At 68.3% G+C, this 13,610-nt stretch carries 13 protein-coding genes and 2 pseudogenes; 7 read left to right on the top strand and 8 right to left on the bottom strand.

Annotated elements, in window-relative coordinates; all coding sequences use genetic code 11:
- Window positions 1-220: 220 nt before the first annotated feature.
- Window positions 221-1,624, top strand: a complete 1,404-nt coding sequence (locus tag IE294_RS44770) for an MmgE/PrpD family protein (RefSeq protein ID WP_189895087.1) — start codon at window positions 221-223, stop codon at window positions 1,622-1,624.
- A 95-nt stretch (window positions 1,625-1,719) separates the two neighbouring features.
- Here IE294_RS44770 and IE294_RS44775 read toward each other — a convergent pair.
- Window positions 1,720-2,052 (bottom strand): annotated as a pseudogene (locus IE294_RS44775) (IS701 family transposase); the annotation flags it as partial.
- A gap of 8 nt (window positions 2,053-2,060) precedes the next feature.
- Between IE294_RS44775 and IE294_RS49530 the strand changes: the two are divergent.
- Entirely contained in the window at window positions 2,061-2,561 is a 501-nt protein-coding gene (locus tag IE294_RS49530) for a hypothetical protein (RefSeq protein WP_189895089.1), read from the top strand.
- A gap of 189 nt (window positions 2,562-2,750) precedes the next feature.
- On the opposite strand, the gene IE294_RS44785 is transcribed toward IE294_RS49530, so the two are convergent.
- Window positions 2,751-3,119 carry a hypothetical protein gene (locus IE294_RS44785; RefSeq protein ID WP_189895090.1) on the bottom strand — a complete coding sequence of 123 codons (369 nt, stop codon included), beginning with the start codon at window positions 3,117-3,119 and terminating at the stop codon, window positions 2,751-2,753.
- 689 nt (window positions 3,120-3,808) lie between these two features.
- Here IE294_RS44785 and IE294_RS44790 point away from each other — a divergent pair.
- The 3 genes from IE294_RS44790 (at window position 3,809) to IE294_RS44800 (ending at window position 6,525) form a co-directional block, all read left to right on the top strand.
- Window positions 3,809-4,876: an alpha/beta fold hydrolase gene (locus tag IE294_RS44790; RefSeq protein ID WP_189895091.1), complete on the top strand. Its 1,068-nt coding sequence runs from the start codon at window positions 3,809-3,811 to the stop codon at window positions 4,874-4,876.
- A 623-nt stretch (window positions 4,877-5,499) separates the two neighbouring features.
- The gene (locus IE294_RS44795; RefSeq protein ID WP_189895092.1) at window positions 5,500-5,934 is read left to right on the top strand and encodes a GNAT family N-acetyltransferase; all 435 of its coding nucleotides are present in this window, start codon (window positions 5,500-5,502) and stop codon (window positions 5,932-5,934) included.
- 48 nt (window positions 5,935-5,982) lie between these two features.
- The gene (locus IE294_RS44800; protein WP_189895093.1) at window positions 5,983-6,525 is read left to right on the top strand and encodes a GNAT family N-acetyltransferase; all 543 of its coding nucleotides are present in this window, start codon (window positions 5,983-5,985) and stop codon (window positions 6,523-6,525) included.
- 40 nt (window positions 6,526-6,565) lie between these two features.
- On the opposite strand, the gene IE294_RS44805 is transcribed toward IE294_RS44800, so the two are convergent.
- The 5 genes from IE294_RS44805 to IE294_RS44820 are packed head-to-tail and all read right to left on the bottom strand — an operon-like array spanning window position 6,566 to window position 11,763.
- Entirely contained in the window at window positions 6,566-7,810 is a 1,245-nt protein-coding gene (locus IE294_RS44805) for a TniQ family protein (protein WP_189895094.1), read from the bottom strand.
- Window positions 7,807-8,853, bottom strand: a complete 1,047-nt coding sequence (locus IE294_RS44810) for a TniB family NTP-binding protein (protein ID WP_189895095.1) — start codon at window positions 8,851-8,853, stop codon at window positions 7,807-7,809. The genes IE294_RS44805 and IE294_RS44810 overlap by 4 nt, the downstream gene beginning before the upstream one ends.
- Entirely contained in the window at window positions 8,844-9,506 is a 663-nt protein-coding gene (locus tag IE294_RS48700; RefSeq protein WP_306433550.1) for a Mu transposase C-terminal domain-containing protein, read from the bottom strand. The genes IE294_RS44810 and IE294_RS48700 overlap by 10 nt, the downstream gene beginning before the upstream one ends.
- Window positions 9,470-10,885 carry a TnsB C-terminal domain-containing protein gene (locus IE294_RS44815; protein ID WP_229918112.1) on the bottom strand — a complete coding sequence of 472 codons (1,416 nt, stop codon included), beginning with the start codon at window positions 10,883-10,885 and terminating at the stop codon, window positions 9,470-9,472. Before IE294_RS44815 ends, IE294_RS48700 begins: the two co-directional genes overlap by 37 nt.
- Before the next feature lie 59 nt (window positions 10,886-10,944).
- The gene (locus IE294_RS44820) at window positions 10,945-11,763 is read right to left on the bottom strand and encodes a TnsA-like heteromeric transposase endonuclease subunit (protein ID WP_229918113.1); all 819 of its coding nucleotides are present in this window, start codon (window positions 11,761-11,763) and stop codon (window positions 10,945-10,947) included.
- Window positions 11,764-12,172: 409 nt separating this feature from the next.
- On the opposite strand from IE294_RS44820, the gene IE294_RS44825 reads away from it, so the two are divergent.
- Window positions 12,173-12,520: an ANTAR domain-containing protein gene (locus tag IE294_RS44825; RefSeq protein ID WP_189895096.1), complete on the top strand. Its 348-nt coding sequence runs from the start codon at window positions 12,173-12,175 to the stop codon at window positions 12,518-12,520.
- A 20-nt stretch (window positions 12,521-12,540) separates the two neighbouring features.
- Here the strand turns inward: IE294_RS44825 and IE294_RS44830 are convergent.
- Window positions 12,541-13,018, bottom strand: a pseudogene (locus IE294_RS44830) (ATP-binding protein).
- Window positions 13,019-13,273: 255 nt separating this feature from the next.
- On the opposite strand from IE294_RS44830, the gene IE294_RS44835 reads away from it, so the two are divergent.
- Window positions 13,274-13,582, top strand: a complete 309-nt coding sequence (locus IE294_RS44835; RefSeq protein ID WP_306433549.1) for an STAS domain-containing protein — start codon at window positions 13,274-13,276, stop codon at window positions 13,580-13,582.
- Window positions 13,583-13,610: the final 28 nt, after the last annotated feature.

Consider the following 13,610-nt stretch of genomic DNA (forward strand, 5'->3'; position numbering starts at 1 on the left):
CACCTACACCGAATACAAGACCATCACCGTCTGACTCCGGTCGTACGGCCCCGACGACGGCGAAGGACGCCGACGGACGGGCCACGGACCACGGACCAACCACGCACACAACCGCCGACGGCGGCAGGTGGACCCCGTCCCTCTCCGGCGCTGGAGGCCTGACGCACCCGGTGGGCGAAGACCACCAGATCCCGAACCCGACACAGAAAAGGAAGCCGCCGTGAACGCGTCCGCTGCTGACGAACCCGTCATCACCGCTCCTCTGGCGGAGCGCATCGCCCGCTGGGTCACCACCCTGCGCTACGACGACCTGCCCGAGGAGGTCCGGGAGCGTACGAAGCTGCTCATCCTCGATCAGATCGGGTGTGAGCTGGCCGGAACGGTGCTGCCGAACGTACAGCCGGTCCTTCGTCTGGCCGAACGGCAGCCGGGAGCGGCCCAGGCAACTCTGGCCTACTCCGGCGTGGCGTCCACCGTCTCGCAGGCCGCGTGGGTGAACGGCACCCTGGGGCACAGCGGTGAGTGCGACGACGCCCACCTGCTGGCCTGGCACACCACGTCCGTCGTCGTACCGGCCGCACTCGCCCTCGCCGAACGCGAGGGGGCGTCCGGACGCGACCTGATCACCGCCGTCGTCGCGGGCGTGCAGACGATGGCGCTGCTCGGTTCCGCCACCACGCCGCCGATGCTGGCCACGGGCTGGCATGGCTCGAAGGTGCTCGGCGTGCACGGCGCTGCTGCAGCGGCCGGAGTGGTCCTCGGCCTCACGCCGGAGCAGCAGACCAACGCCTTCGGCATCGCGGGGGGCGACTCGGGCGGCACGGTGGAGTACGACCAGCACGGGGGCGAGGTCAAGCGGATGTATCCCGGGTCGGCGGCCCGCGCGGGCGTGGAGGCGGCGCAACTGGCGCAACTAGGCTTCACCGGCCCGCCCACCATCTTCGACGGCAAGAAGGGGCTGCTGAACCTCTTCGCCGGAGGCGGGGACATCGCGGCGGTGGACGCAAACTGGAACCGATGGCTCATCCTCGAGACGATCATCCGGTTCTTCCCCGGCGTGGCCACCAACCACACCCCGCTGGACGTCATCGGAAAACTGCGCAAGGAGTACGGCATCGAGCCGGCCGACGTCGCCCGGATCCGGGTCGGCCTGGTCGACTTCGCCATCGGGCACGGCGCCAGCATCACGCGGCCCACCGACGCCATCACCGCCCAGTTCAGCCTCGCGTTCAGCATCGGCCTGCAGTTCGTCACGGGCCACAACGCCCCCGCCGACTACTTCGAGCGCTCCCGCTGGACCGACCCGGAGATCCTCGCCATCGCCGACCTCGTCGAGCCGTACGCCATGCCGATCCCCGAGGGCGACCCCGTCTTCAGCACCAAGGTGGACATCGAACTCCGGGACGGCACCGCCCTCAGCGCATACCAGGCCGGTTTCCCCGGCCACCCCAGTCGTCCCGCTACCCGCCAGGACATCGAGCGCAAGTTCCTGACCGCCGTCGACGGACTCGTCCCCGCTGAACGCGCCGTCGCGCTCCAGATCGCCGTGACCACCCTGGAGGAACACAGCACGGTTCGCGAGGTGACGAAGCACTACGGCGTACCGAACCGCCCGACGGTCTGAACGGAGCCGACACGGGGGCGTGAACAAGCACGGCTCTACGCACATATGAGGCAGCACAGACACGGCAGCTGTAAGTCTTGATCCTCTGGCTCCGGTCATGTGGTCGCCGCCGCGGTGATGTTGTTCCATCGGCGGTGGGCCTCAGTGGCCTGGTGCCGGTGGTGACGGCGCCAGGCGGACCAGTGCAGGACGTGCTCGCGGTCGCGGCGGGGCGTGGGGAGTGCGGTGATCCGCAGGACGGCCAGGAGTTCGCGGCCGCTGGCCGGGGCGAGTTGAAGACCGTGTTCGGTTCCGTCGACGGTGCGGGTGACGGCGAGGACGGCGGCGGCGAACAAACTGATCAGGCTCCAGCGCATCCAGGAGGTCCAGCAGGTCACCTGGCCCTGGTCGAGTCCGGCCAGGCCCTCCGCGCCCTGGAAATCCTCCTCTCCTTCGGGTGCTCGAGCGTGCCCTGGAAGCGGACGTCGTGCTCGCCAGTGCCCTGGACGACAGGGTTCCTGTGCTGGACAGTCCGCTGGGCGCGATGGTCATGCAGCGTGAGCTCGCGGAGGTGCTGGTGTGGCCGCTGACCGGCGTTGCTCCGCGCGCCGTGCGGGCGCTGCCCGCGCCTGCGCGGCCGCGCCGCGGACCTGCCCCGTCCGGGCCGCAGCTGACCGCAGCGGAGCGGCGCACCTTCTTCACGCGCATGCGCGCTACGGCCGAACGAGCGCGCAGGCCCGAGCAGTTCCTGCTGCGCCGCCAGGCGCTGTATCTGTCCGGCTACGACCAGGACGCGGACACCGGACGGTGGCTGGCCCACCAGCAGCGCGACCAACGGCCGGGCGACTGGCTGAGAGCCTGGCTGACCAGCCGGTCGGTGGCCGCGGTGGCCGCCCGCAACGGCGACCGGGACCGCATGGAGTATCATCCGCACCGCCCTGGCGGACGACGCCGGTGAGGCCGCCAACCTCGCGTACTGGGCGTACTGGGTCGGGGAGGCACCCGTCCCGCAGGTGTCCGACGCCTTCATCGCCGACGGCTCCCTCGGCCCCTGGCACGGGGACAGGCTCCTCACCCATCTCGTGGAGGGCATCGCACCCGAGCACGGCTACGTGGACCTGAACATCCATAGCGCGTGGGCGCTGCTTCAGGTCAGCCCGAACCTGCTGCGCACCGGCGAGGCGGCCCGTGTCCTGCGCGGGAGGCTTGCGGTCATGTTGGATGGCGAGTAGTGGACCTGCACGTAGTGGTCGTGCTCGCCGTCCTCGTCGGTCACGTCGAACTGCCGCGTGAGGTCCACAGTGAACATCGATCGCCCACTGAAGGCGTACGTGCCGTACTGGAAGAGCAAGCCGTCGGAGTCGGGCGTGGGCGCTGCGTCAAAGCGCCTCCGCCCGAAACGCATGAAGGCGAGCCAGGCACCCCGAGTGGTCCACTGGGTCATCTCCGAGTGCCCGCTCGCCAGGTCGGCCCGCAGGAAGTCGAGGGCTTCCTCCAGCCTTGGTCTGTTGGGCACGTCGGCTCCTTCGCCTAGTGAATCAGCACCCTAACCTGCTGGGGTCGGATCGAATCCAGCCCGGACCACCGAGGCGTTCACCCCGCCGGCTCGCAACGCTCGGTGACCGCTTCACAGAAGTTGAGCCAGAACCCGACTTCCGACAGCACGGGGCCTACGGGAGAGGCCCGGAGCGATCGCGGAGGCGTGGCCCGCATTCGGTTCTGTGCCTCCTGCGGGGCCCGGCTGCCGCGGAGCGCGTCGACCAGGCGCCGGTACTGCGACGACGTGTGCCGGGCCCACGCGTACCGGGCCCGGCAGGCCTCCGAGCGGATCATGGCCCTGGGGATGCTGCTGGCCGAAGCGGAGTGGACCGGCGACAGGCGCATGATCAGGCGCCTGACCTGCCCGGAATGCGGCCGGGCGACAGGGAGATCCGGCTTGGGTCGGTGGGGGCACCGCACGGCCCGCCACCTGCGGTGTCGCTTCCGGGGCCGGTCGTACGCGAGGCGCGCGGGACGGCGGTGTCGCCGTGCGCGTCGTACCGTCGAGTGACGGATGTGTCCGGTTTTGTCGCGGACGAGAGTGTGTACCGCCGGCCCAGCCGCGAGAGGAGCGGCCTGTGCACCACTGCCCGGCACCGGGGACTCCCTTCGGGCGTTCCCGGGCGCAGACCGGTCACCGGAGAAACACACCACGGAGGATTTCAAATGATCAAGAGGCGTACTTTCAGCAAGGCTGTCGGCCTGTGCACCGGCGCGGCGGCGGTCTCGCTGTCCGGCCTGCAGAACCAGGCGTCCGCCACTGCCGCCTCGCACCAGACGAGGGGTGGGCCCGCTCCCACCGTGCCTCCCGCCACCCCCGGCACGCACACCTCTTTCCCCACGCTGAAGCAGGTCAAGGCGGGCGTCCTCGACATCGGCTACGCCGAGGCCGGCCCCGCCCACGGCCCGGTGGTCATCCTCCTGCACGGCTGGCCCTACGACATCCACAGCTACGTCGACGTCGCCCTGCTCCTCGCCGACCTCGGCTACCGCGTCATCGTCCCCTACCTGCGCGGCCACGGCAGCACCCGCTTCCTGTCCCGGCACACTCCGCGCAACGCCGAGCAGTCCGCGATCGCCCTCGACATCATCGCCCTGATGGACGCGCTCAAGATCCACCGGGCGGTCTTCGCCGGCTTCGACTGGGGTTCGCGCACCGCCGACATCATCGCCGCCCTGTGGCCCGAGCGCGTCAAGGCCCTGGTCTCCACCAGCGGTTACGTCATCACCGACGTCAAGGCGCAGCTGGCGCCCGCCGCCCCGGCCGTCGAACACCTGTGGTGGTACCAGTGGTACTTCGCCACCCCCCGCGGCAAGAAGGCCATGGAGAACCTCGACGACCGCATAGCGCTGTGCCGCTACGTGTGGACCCTCGTCTCCCCCAACTGGAAGTTCGACGACGCCACTTTCAATCGCACCGCCCAGGCCTTCCACAACCCCGACTACGCCGCCATCGTCCTCTACAACTACCGCTGGCGCATCGGCCTGATCGAGGGCGAAGCCCGCTACGACCGCTACGAGAAGGAACTCGCCGCCCAGCCCCCCATCCACGTCCCCACCATCACCCTCGACCCGGCGCTCGACCCCTTCACCCCGCCCGGCAACGGCTCCACCTACCGCGACCACTTCACGGGCAAGTACGAGCACCGGACCATCGCGAACGTCGGCCACAACCTGCCGCAGGAAGCGCCCACCACCTTCGCCCAGGCCGTCGTCGACGCCGACCGCCTCTGAAGCGACCACGGGGGCGCGCCGGCTTCCGAGGAGGGGGAGCACGTGCGGCGGGTGCCCTGCGGGAAGCGTTTCACGCGCCCCTCTCCGCGCCGGCCGCAGCGGCCCCCTCCGGGACGGATTCGCGGCCCCGCAGGCCGGTTCGCGGCTTCATACCAGGCAAGGCGCGCATCTCCGGGCGGTGCGGCGTAGCGTGTGGGGGCAGGGGCGCGCGGCGGAGCGGTCTGCCCCCGCCGTGCAGGAACAGCGGGTCATCGATTCCTCTGCCCGCCCATCGTCCGAGACAGGAGCGCCATTGGATCACCTTCGCCGGCGGCGACCGCCGCCGGGACGCGGTGTACTGCTCCGGCCGCTGCCGCTCCAGAGCATGGCGCCGCCGCGCGGCCCGCAGCTGTCCCGTCTCATTTGATCTTGTCTATTGCCGAGGCTGTGACGTGGGCTGATGCAAGAGCGTGTGAGACGGAGCTTCGTCGGAATCTCACATGGAGTTGTCCCTCAGCGGCACTTCTCCGAAGTCGTCTCACTTGACGTTGTCGGTCAGTGGCTGCGCTCGCCGGAAGTGGACAGCGATCAACGCGCCAGTGCATCCGTGCCTTGCGGCCCCGGCCCATGGATAGGCTCCCGGCATGGACGTCCGTGTAGAGATCATTCGGGAAGCCAGTGCGGAACTCGTCGATGCCTTCGGCCGACTGCTGCCGCAGCTGTCTTCGAAAGCGAAACCCCTCGATTACGAGGCGATCGACCGGATGGTGTCGTGTGATGCCAACACTGTGCTTGTCGCCCGGACGTCCGAGGCGATCGTCGGCACCCTGACTTTGGTGATGTTCCCCCTGCCGTCCGGGTTGAGGGGCCGTGTCGAAGACGTGGTTGTCGACGCTGCGGCGAGAGGCCAGGGAGTCGCAGCACTCCTGACCCAGGAGGCCTTGCGGATCGCGCGGGAGGCGGGCGCCCGGACGGTGGATCTCACTTCTCGGCCGGATCGTGCCGCAGCGAACCGGCTCTATGAGCGTCTTGGCTTCCAAACTCGGGAGTCGACGGTGTATCGCTTCCCGATCGACTAGACCTACTCTTTCGGTTCACTCTCACTGGCGTGCGATAGGTTGCCCGTCATGACTGGACTCGGACCCGTCGCCTGGCCACCTGCCCCGATAAGGACTGAACGGCTCGTGCTCCGCGAGTCCGAGGCCCGGGACCGTGCGGCGTTCATCGAGCTGTTCGCGTCGCCGGAGGTGGGCACCTACGTTGGTGGCCCTCGACCGCGCGATGAGCTCGAACGCGCGGTGCCTGAGGTGCCTGGGCGGCGCCCTGGCCTTTTTGTGATCGATCTCGACGGAGCGATGATCGGCATGGTCACGCTCGATCGGCGCGATGCGGAGCGTCCGGTTCGTGTCCGTCCAGATGGCGGGGAGGCCGAACTCGGTTACCTGTTCCTGCCGGAAGCGTGGGGATGCGGGTATGCGGCCGAGGCGTGCTCAGCGGCACTCGACTGGTTCGCCGATGTACTCCCCAGCGAGCCGGTGGTGCTCACCACCCAGACCGCCAACGATCGCTCGGTGCGCCTCGCGGCGAAGCTGGGGTTCACCGAGGTGGAGCGGTTCGAGGAGTACGACGCCGAACAGTGGTTCGGCGTGTGGTCCTCGGCCACGCCGTAGTTGGATGCTTCTGCAGTCTCGCCTCAAGCCCGTTTCCGGGTCAGTCGTCCTGGACAGCCATGCGTTGGCGGTAGGCGGCCTGCTTGCATCTGGGTGAGCAGTAGCGGGCATCGCGACGTCGGTCGTTTCCGCTGGTCCAGGTGGTGCCGCAGACCGAGCACTGCGCCTGCCGCATGCTGGAGGCGGCATCGCGGAGTTCGCGTTGGTGTTGTTGACGCCTCCAGTTTCGGGATCTGCATACCGTCGAACAGAACCGCATCCTCGGGTTGGCGTCCTTCAGCTGTGTGCCGCAGCTGGCGCAACGGCCCCGGTCATCGGAGTCAAGTGCGAGGAGAGCATCAAGGCGACGGGTGACTTGCTCCGTCGTATCCGGGTTGTGGGTCCGGGGCTCGTTCGGCATCGGGAACGGGTGGTTGGGCAGGGTGCGGTAGTAGCGCTCTTCCTCGATCCAGCGGACGAGCGGGTCAGTGACCCCGGCACCTTCGTAGCTGTAGCCGGGGGCGGCCCGTGCGCGGACTTCCAGGATGAATTGGCGGAAGTCTCGGTCATGGCCGGTGAAGGGCAGGTTCCGGAGCTGGGGTGAGGCCAAAAGCGCGGTGAGGGCGACGATGTCGGGATAGCTGCTGGCGATGAGTCGGGGGTCCTCGCGGTAGGTGCCGCGTCCTGGGGGAATCAGGATTCGCAGTCTGTGATCGAGCCGTTTGTGAAACCTGCGGTTGTCCCACCACCGCCAGCACCAGTCGGTTGCCTCGCGCATGGCGATGACCACGGTCTGCCAGCCGTGTTCACGGACGGGGCGGTAGTGGTCACGCTGGGCCTGGATGATCTCTGGCAGTGGACGGATGTCGAACTGCGCATGGTAGGTGTCGGTCCAGCGGCCATGGCGAAGGCAGAGCCTGGTGCTGTTGCGGACCCAGCGCCGGGCTTGGATGAAAACCCCCTTGGCGGCCAGGCAGAGGGTGCAAGAGGCCTGGACCTGCCAGCCCTCATCGAGCAGTTGCAGGGACACGGGAAGGTTCCGGGTGTTGTCCGGACTGCGCAGGTCGGGCAGGGCCTTGAGCAGCCGGTCCCGCGGATGCCCGGAAAGGTCGCTGACGGCGTCCAGGAGGGGCAGTGGAGCGGGGTGGATCCGGTGCCGGTTGTTGATGTGTTCGTGGAGTGCGAGGTGGGAGATCCGGTTCGCTGCCGCCAGCCGGCTGACGTAGGAGTCCCAGGTCTCGCGGTGGAGAGGAGCGACGGTGTGAGGAAGCCGCCGCAGCCGGGGAGGCGGCAGAAGGCTGATCATGCCGCGTCTCCGACCTCACCCTTCTCGTCGTCGGTGGTGCCGGACCTGCTGGACTGCGTGCTGTGGTCGACCGGGATGGACTGAAGAAGGGGCCGGGTGATGCGTTCGCTGCCGTCGGCGATGGCGCTGATGGCAGCGGCGCGGACGAGGTGGGACAGGCTGCTGATGCTGCCGTCGGTGCGGGTGTGGAGGTACTTCGCGAGCCGGACCAGGGTGCCTGGCTCGTGGTGGTGCAGCCGCAGCGAGTTCTCCATCAGAGCAATCATGGAGCGCCATTCGGCTTGGTAGGGGAAGTTCCCGGTGTGCTTCATCACGCAGCGGGCGGCGATCTGCTTTCCGCGGACCCCGGTGAACAGGCCCTCGCGTTGGACGTTGATGCCGGCGTAGACGAACGTGGCGGGGATGTGCTCGGCGAAGTACTTCAGGTGGTCGGACATGTCCTTGCCGGTGGACGTGCCCATCTGGATGTTGTGAATTTCGTCCACCAGGACCAGGTCGCAGTGAGCGTCGTTGAGGATTTCGCAGACCGCGTCGGCGATGTCCATCTCATTGTGCCGGGCCTTCAGCGGCAGGCCGAGGAAGTGCGCGAGGCGGGTCGCGAGTTTGCGCGGAGAGCCGTTGGGGGGCGCGGAGATGTAGACGACCGGGATGCGGTCGTGGTCGGGGAAGCGCTGGTGTACTCGTAGTTCGTGAGCCCGGCCGAGCTGCTTGATGGCGGTGGACTTGCCCGTCGCCCAAGGACCGGAGACGATCAGGCCTCGGCGAGCGCTGATCTCCCGCCGGTTGACCAGAGTCAGAAGCCGGCCCTGGTGGAGGACGTCACGAACGGTCGGTGTCTCCACGATGATCAGCTCGGAGTGGTAGTTGACCCGGCCTTCGTCGTACTCGTCCCGGGCTCTGGGATCAAGGTCTTTCCACTCCTCCTCGGACAGAAGGTCGAAGGCGATCGGGTCCTCGTCGACGAACCGACGCCAGCCCTCCAGCGTGGTCGTGGGCATCCGCCGATCCTCGGGCAGCCCGAACTCGGGCGTGTTCACCACCATTTCCGTGCCTCCTTGCGTGCGTCGAAGACTTTCAGGGGGACGACCTCGGCAACCGCGTCGTCGTCCTCGGCTTCCTCCTCGGTCCCGGCTGGGGACGTGGGCTCGACCGGCGGAGGCGGCGGAGGTTCAGGCCGTGGCCATGCGGGCTGTCTGGTGGCCTGAGTGTGGGCAGCGACCTTCGGGCCGCGGCGCCGGCTGCGGCGGCCGCGGGCGGGTTTGGCCGAGGCTGCTTCTTCATCGGGGCCGCTGGCGGCCCGGTCAAGTAGGCCGCTGACCGCCTCGGCGATGGCGTCCTCGGTGACCTGCTCGCCCTGTTCACGCAGGTCGCGGGCGGTGTGGCCCCAGGCCAGCTCGCCGAAGGGGGTGGCGGTGGTGGACAGCAGCCGCCAGGGGACGGTGATCCACTGCCCGGTGCGGTGGTTGCGGAGCCAGACGAGCCGGATGTCGTAGGGGTCGTGGCGGACCTCCCAGCGGTTCTTCCGCTCCAAGATCCCGGACTTCTCCCGCCGCAGATCGTTGAGTTCCTCGCAGTCGTAGATCCGGTGGTTGATCTTGATGCCGTAGGAGTTGATGGCCTGCCAGCGGGCGGGCAGTAGTTCCAGGTAGTCCTTCGCGGTCAGCGCGAGCGGCAGGAATCCGGCCGACTCGACCAGCGCGGCGTACTTCTCGTTCGGGGAGACCGTCCGCCCCGGGGCGAAGGATCACGTAGCGAGTCGTGGGCCCTGTTCTGCCACTTGGCGCTGATCCATTGTTCCAGCAGTTCCTGGAGCTGATGCAGGGAGAACAGCGGCTCGTCCTCGATCTTGCGGCCGCGGTGTTCCGTCGACCAACCGGTGTAACCGGGGAGGAACTGGGCGAACAGTGAGGCTGCCGAGCCCAGTGTTCTTTCGATGTGGGGCTTGTGAGTTGGGGTCCGGGGAGGAGCATGAATCACCTCGGTGCCGAACGCGTTGCAGGCGGCATGGAAGTTCTTCGACAAGAAGGCCTTGCCGCCGTCGACCACAACCGTTTCAGGGATGATCAACGGGACCGCGGCCGCATGCCGCAGCCTCTCGTCCACCGACAGCAGCCGCTCGTAGGGCAGCACCGAGTGCTCCATCCGCAGGGCCTCCGGCCAGCCCGGTCGCATCGGCGCCGGGGTCACTGAGCGAGCCAGCAGCAAAGCTGCGTCCACCGACTTCGTGGTCGGCCGCAGCACCGCCGCCGTGATGGACCGCGTCGCGACGTCGACCATGCCGACCAGTTCGCATCGGTCCACGACCCCGTTCTCAAGCCGGACCAGCACGTCGAACGGGGTGGAGTCGATCTCCATCAGCTCGCCCGGACGGCAGACCGTGACCTGGTCGAAAACCCCCTCGGGCTGGTTGGCCAGAGAGCGGCGGGTGCGGGCCGAGCCGGTCGTGTGGCGACCGGCCTCCAGCCGGTTGAAGAGACGGTAGAAGGTCGCCCACGAGGGCATCTCGACCGGCGGTCCTTTCAGCTTCTTCACTGCCTGGCCGACGCGTTCGAAGTAATAGCTGACGGTGTGGGTCGAGCCGTCGGCGGCCTGGTCCATGAGTCGTCGCAGGATTTCGACGACCTGGGGGTCGACCTGGCCCAGGACTGGGCGGCGTGGGGCCTGGCGGCCGTCGACCATGCCCATCACTCCGCGTTTTTGGTAGCGGCGTCGGCGCCAACGAATGGTGTGCGGGCTGACCGGACGGCCGGTCTCGCGCGACAGCTCGATGGCCTTGGCCGCCTCGCGCTCGGACAGATTTCGGGTCGCCGGGTCGTATTCGGGCCGAGGCATGACTCCCTCAGAGGCGTCCGGCGGCAGGCCAGTGAGTACTTCGCTCATGTGCCGGTGCCACCACAGAGCCCGGTCGGCTTCGCCGGGCGGCAGTCCGTCCAGCAGGCCGGGAGCAAGTCGGCGGGCCTCGCCCGAGCCGATCACCTCGAAGCCCTGGGAGGTCATCAGTGTCGGGAGATGCATCGCGCTGGACTGCCCGTGTTCGTCGGCCAGCCGCACCAGGACGCCGGAGATGCCGACCACGGTGTGCACCTTGTTGTCGAACCTCACCCGGTCACCGGGCCTGACCACCAGCGGCCGTCTCACCGGGCCGTCACCGCCTGGCGGACCACGCTTCGTGGCCCCAACGGGCCTGATGTCAGGTCGACTTCCAGAACCCGGCGCCAGAGCAGGTGATAGAGGACCGGCAGCACCGCCAGACGGTCACCGACCCGCTCGGCCCCGGCCAGCAGGGCCTCCGGCTCGGCGAAGGCCCTCGTCAACTCCGAGGCGACGGGTTCCCGGTGGTTGCGCGGGTGCCGGTAGCCCGCCAGCCACTTGACATTCGCCAGCAGCACCGGATCGATCGATCCCACCCGGCGAAAGACCCATCCAGCAAGTTCGCAGGCTCGCGCCGTGGCAGCGAACGCCTCCGCGTCGTCCGGCCCGATCCGGTCGTCCGGGCGTACATCCACCACCAGGTCCCCGCCGTCATCAAGCCGGGCAAAGAAGTCCGGGACGTGCCCGCGACGGCCTCGCGGACCGGGCCAGAACAGCCGGAACGGCTGACCGATCAGACCCGTGACCCGCAGGTCGAAGTCCATCAGCATCGCGTGGTGCCGTTCCAGGTGCGACTCGCAGGACAGGTGCCCGGCTGTCGTAGCCGCCCAGTAGTCACGGGTCATGGACTTCTGCCCCTGGTAGGCCTTGACCGTACGCACCGGCGACAGCCGCTCGAACCTCAGCGTCCAGCATGCCGACAACGGTTCGCGACGGCGTACGAGATCCTCATCGACGTACCCCACCTCGAACGCGGCCTGGCCCAGCCTCCCGACATCCACCACCCAGCCCCCAGATCGATCAAACAGAACGATCCGAGCAAAGCCACCAGCCGGCACCGGCCGCCAGCAGTACGGGCTCAAACCGCCCGAGAGAGGGAAGACCGGGTGAGAAAAATGAAGATCAGCGACAACAGCACTTGAGACTCGCCCACCCGACAGACAACGTCACGTGAGACCAGCGGCAACGTCATCCGAGACCAGCAGCGAATCCAACAAGGTCACCTGAGACAACGAGAACGTCACGCGAGACGGGACAAGAGCCTGGCGCGACGCGCAGCCCGCCGCGCCAGGGCGACAGCGTGACGTAGAGCCGTCACAGAATCGAGCTCTACCAGCCGGTATGACGTCTCGACGTCACGCTGCTCAGACGCGACGGCGGCTGGGGAACCACGCGTGGTGATGCGCCGCGATCGGATGGATGCTGGAAGGAAACCGGGGCAGGCGGTGAGGGTGCCCTGCTCCCTGCTCCCTGGCTGTTGTGGTGATTGCCATGTCCTCCTCGTCCACGTCCCCGTATCCGTCGTCTCCGCCGGTCTCGGTCGATGGGCTGGTGGCGGAGCTTAAGCTGGTGCGGGCGGAGAACAGGCAGCTGTATCAGGCGCTCGCCTCGCTCGCGGTGGTCGACCAGGCCATCGGCGTCCTGACCGTGCTGGGCCAGATCAGTCCTGATGACGGATTCACGGTGCTGCGAGAGGTCTCCCAGCACACCAACATCAAACTGGCCGCCGTCGCGGAACAGGTTCTCAAGCACGCCCAGGGCGCTGCGCTGCCCGAGGTCCTGCTGGGGGAACTGCAGGCGGCCCTGGCCCATCACGCTGTCGGCAACCGGCCCGACTGAGCGGCCGCGGCCGGGCCGTTCTACACAGGCCCTCGTCCGGCGATGGCGCCACCGGGGTCGTCGGCCAGCGCGATGCGGGCAGTGATGCGTTTGCCGACCGGCTCTCGCCGCGCCTCGAAACTCTGGGCGACGGCCATGACGATCTCCAGGCCATGCTGGCCCACCCGGCCGGCATCCGCAGCCCGGGCAACCGGCAGGACCGGGTCGGAGTCCCACACCACAACCTCTACCAACCCACCAAGAACGCGCAGGTCCAGCAGCACCGGGCCAGGGGCGTACTTGCGGGCGTGTGACCAGTTCGCTGACCACCAGCTGGGTGAGGTCCATGGCCCGCTGGGAGACGGGCAGACCGTGCTCGGCCTGGACGCGGGTGAGGAAACCGGCTGCCAGATGACGGGCCTGGGCGATGTCCGTACCGTCTCCGACCAGGGCCACGCTGATCTGTAGGGCCGGCCAGTCCGGCGCCGCGCCGCCTGTCGGCACCGAATCTGGTCCCATCACGACCGCCAATCGCTCCCCATTCACAACACCCCCGCGCGTTTACCCCCGCCGCCGCGGATCACGCCATGCCCGTTTCTGTTGGATCGGCCACACCCCGGCGCCGCCCGTACCACGGTGGGCGGCACTACGCACGAGGGTCTGAGTGTGTCAGGATCACCGGCATGTCTGAGGCAGAGATGACGGGCACCGCACACGCTGGGCAGGCCGGTCAGCTGTCGGTCGCGACCACCACCAATTGACGGCATTCGCGTGGTGACCCTGACGGGAGAGATGGACCACCACACCGGCGACACCCTCCGCCAGGCCCTCGACGCCTCCGACACCCCGCGCCCCCGCATCGTGGTCGACATGCACCAGGTCACCTTCATGGACTCCAGCGGCATCAACATCTTCGTCGCCTGCCATCAGCAGGTGAGCGAGGCACAAGGGTGGGTACGGATCGCCGGCGCCCAGCAGCCCGTCCTGCGCATTGTGGAACTGGTCGGCATCGACGCCCTCATCACCTGCCACCCAAGCGTCGAGCAGGCCCTAAGACGCCATCTCATTTGGCTCGTTCGGTAGTCTGCGAGTGTGGGGATCGTTGAGCGGC

This window comes from Streptomyces canarius, assembly GCF_014650735.1.
Lineage (GTDB): Bacteria > Actinomycetota > Actinomycetes > Streptomycetales > Streptomycetaceae > Streptomyces > Streptomyces olivaceoviridis.

Bases quoted from the DNA above. Each gene is read 5' to 3' on its own strand.
- IE294_RS44790 (WP_189895091.1), top strand. From the start codon at position 3,809: ATGATCAAGAGGCGTACTTTCAGCAAGGCTGTCGGCCTGTGCACCGGC.
- IE294_RS44795 (WP_189895092.1), top strand. From the start codon at position 5,500: ATGGACGTCCGTGTAGAGATCATTCGGGAAGCCAGTGCGGAACTCGTC.
- IE294_RS44800 (WP_189895093.1), top strand. From the start codon at position 5,983: ATGACTGGACTCGGACCCGTCGCCTGGCCACCTGCCCCGATAAGGACT.
- IE294_RS44805 (WP_189895094.1), bottom strand. From the start codon at position 7,810: ATGATCAGCCTTCTGCCGCCTCCCCGGCTGCGGCGGCTTCCTCACACC.
- IE294_RS44810 (WP_189895095.1), bottom strand. From the start codon at position 8,853: ATGGTGGTGAACACGCCCGAGTTCGGGCTGCCCGAGGATCGGCGGATG.
- IE294_RS44825 (WP_189895096.1), top strand. From the start codon at position 12,173: ATGTCCTCCTCGTCCACGTCCCCGTATCCGTCGTCTCCGCCGGTCTCG.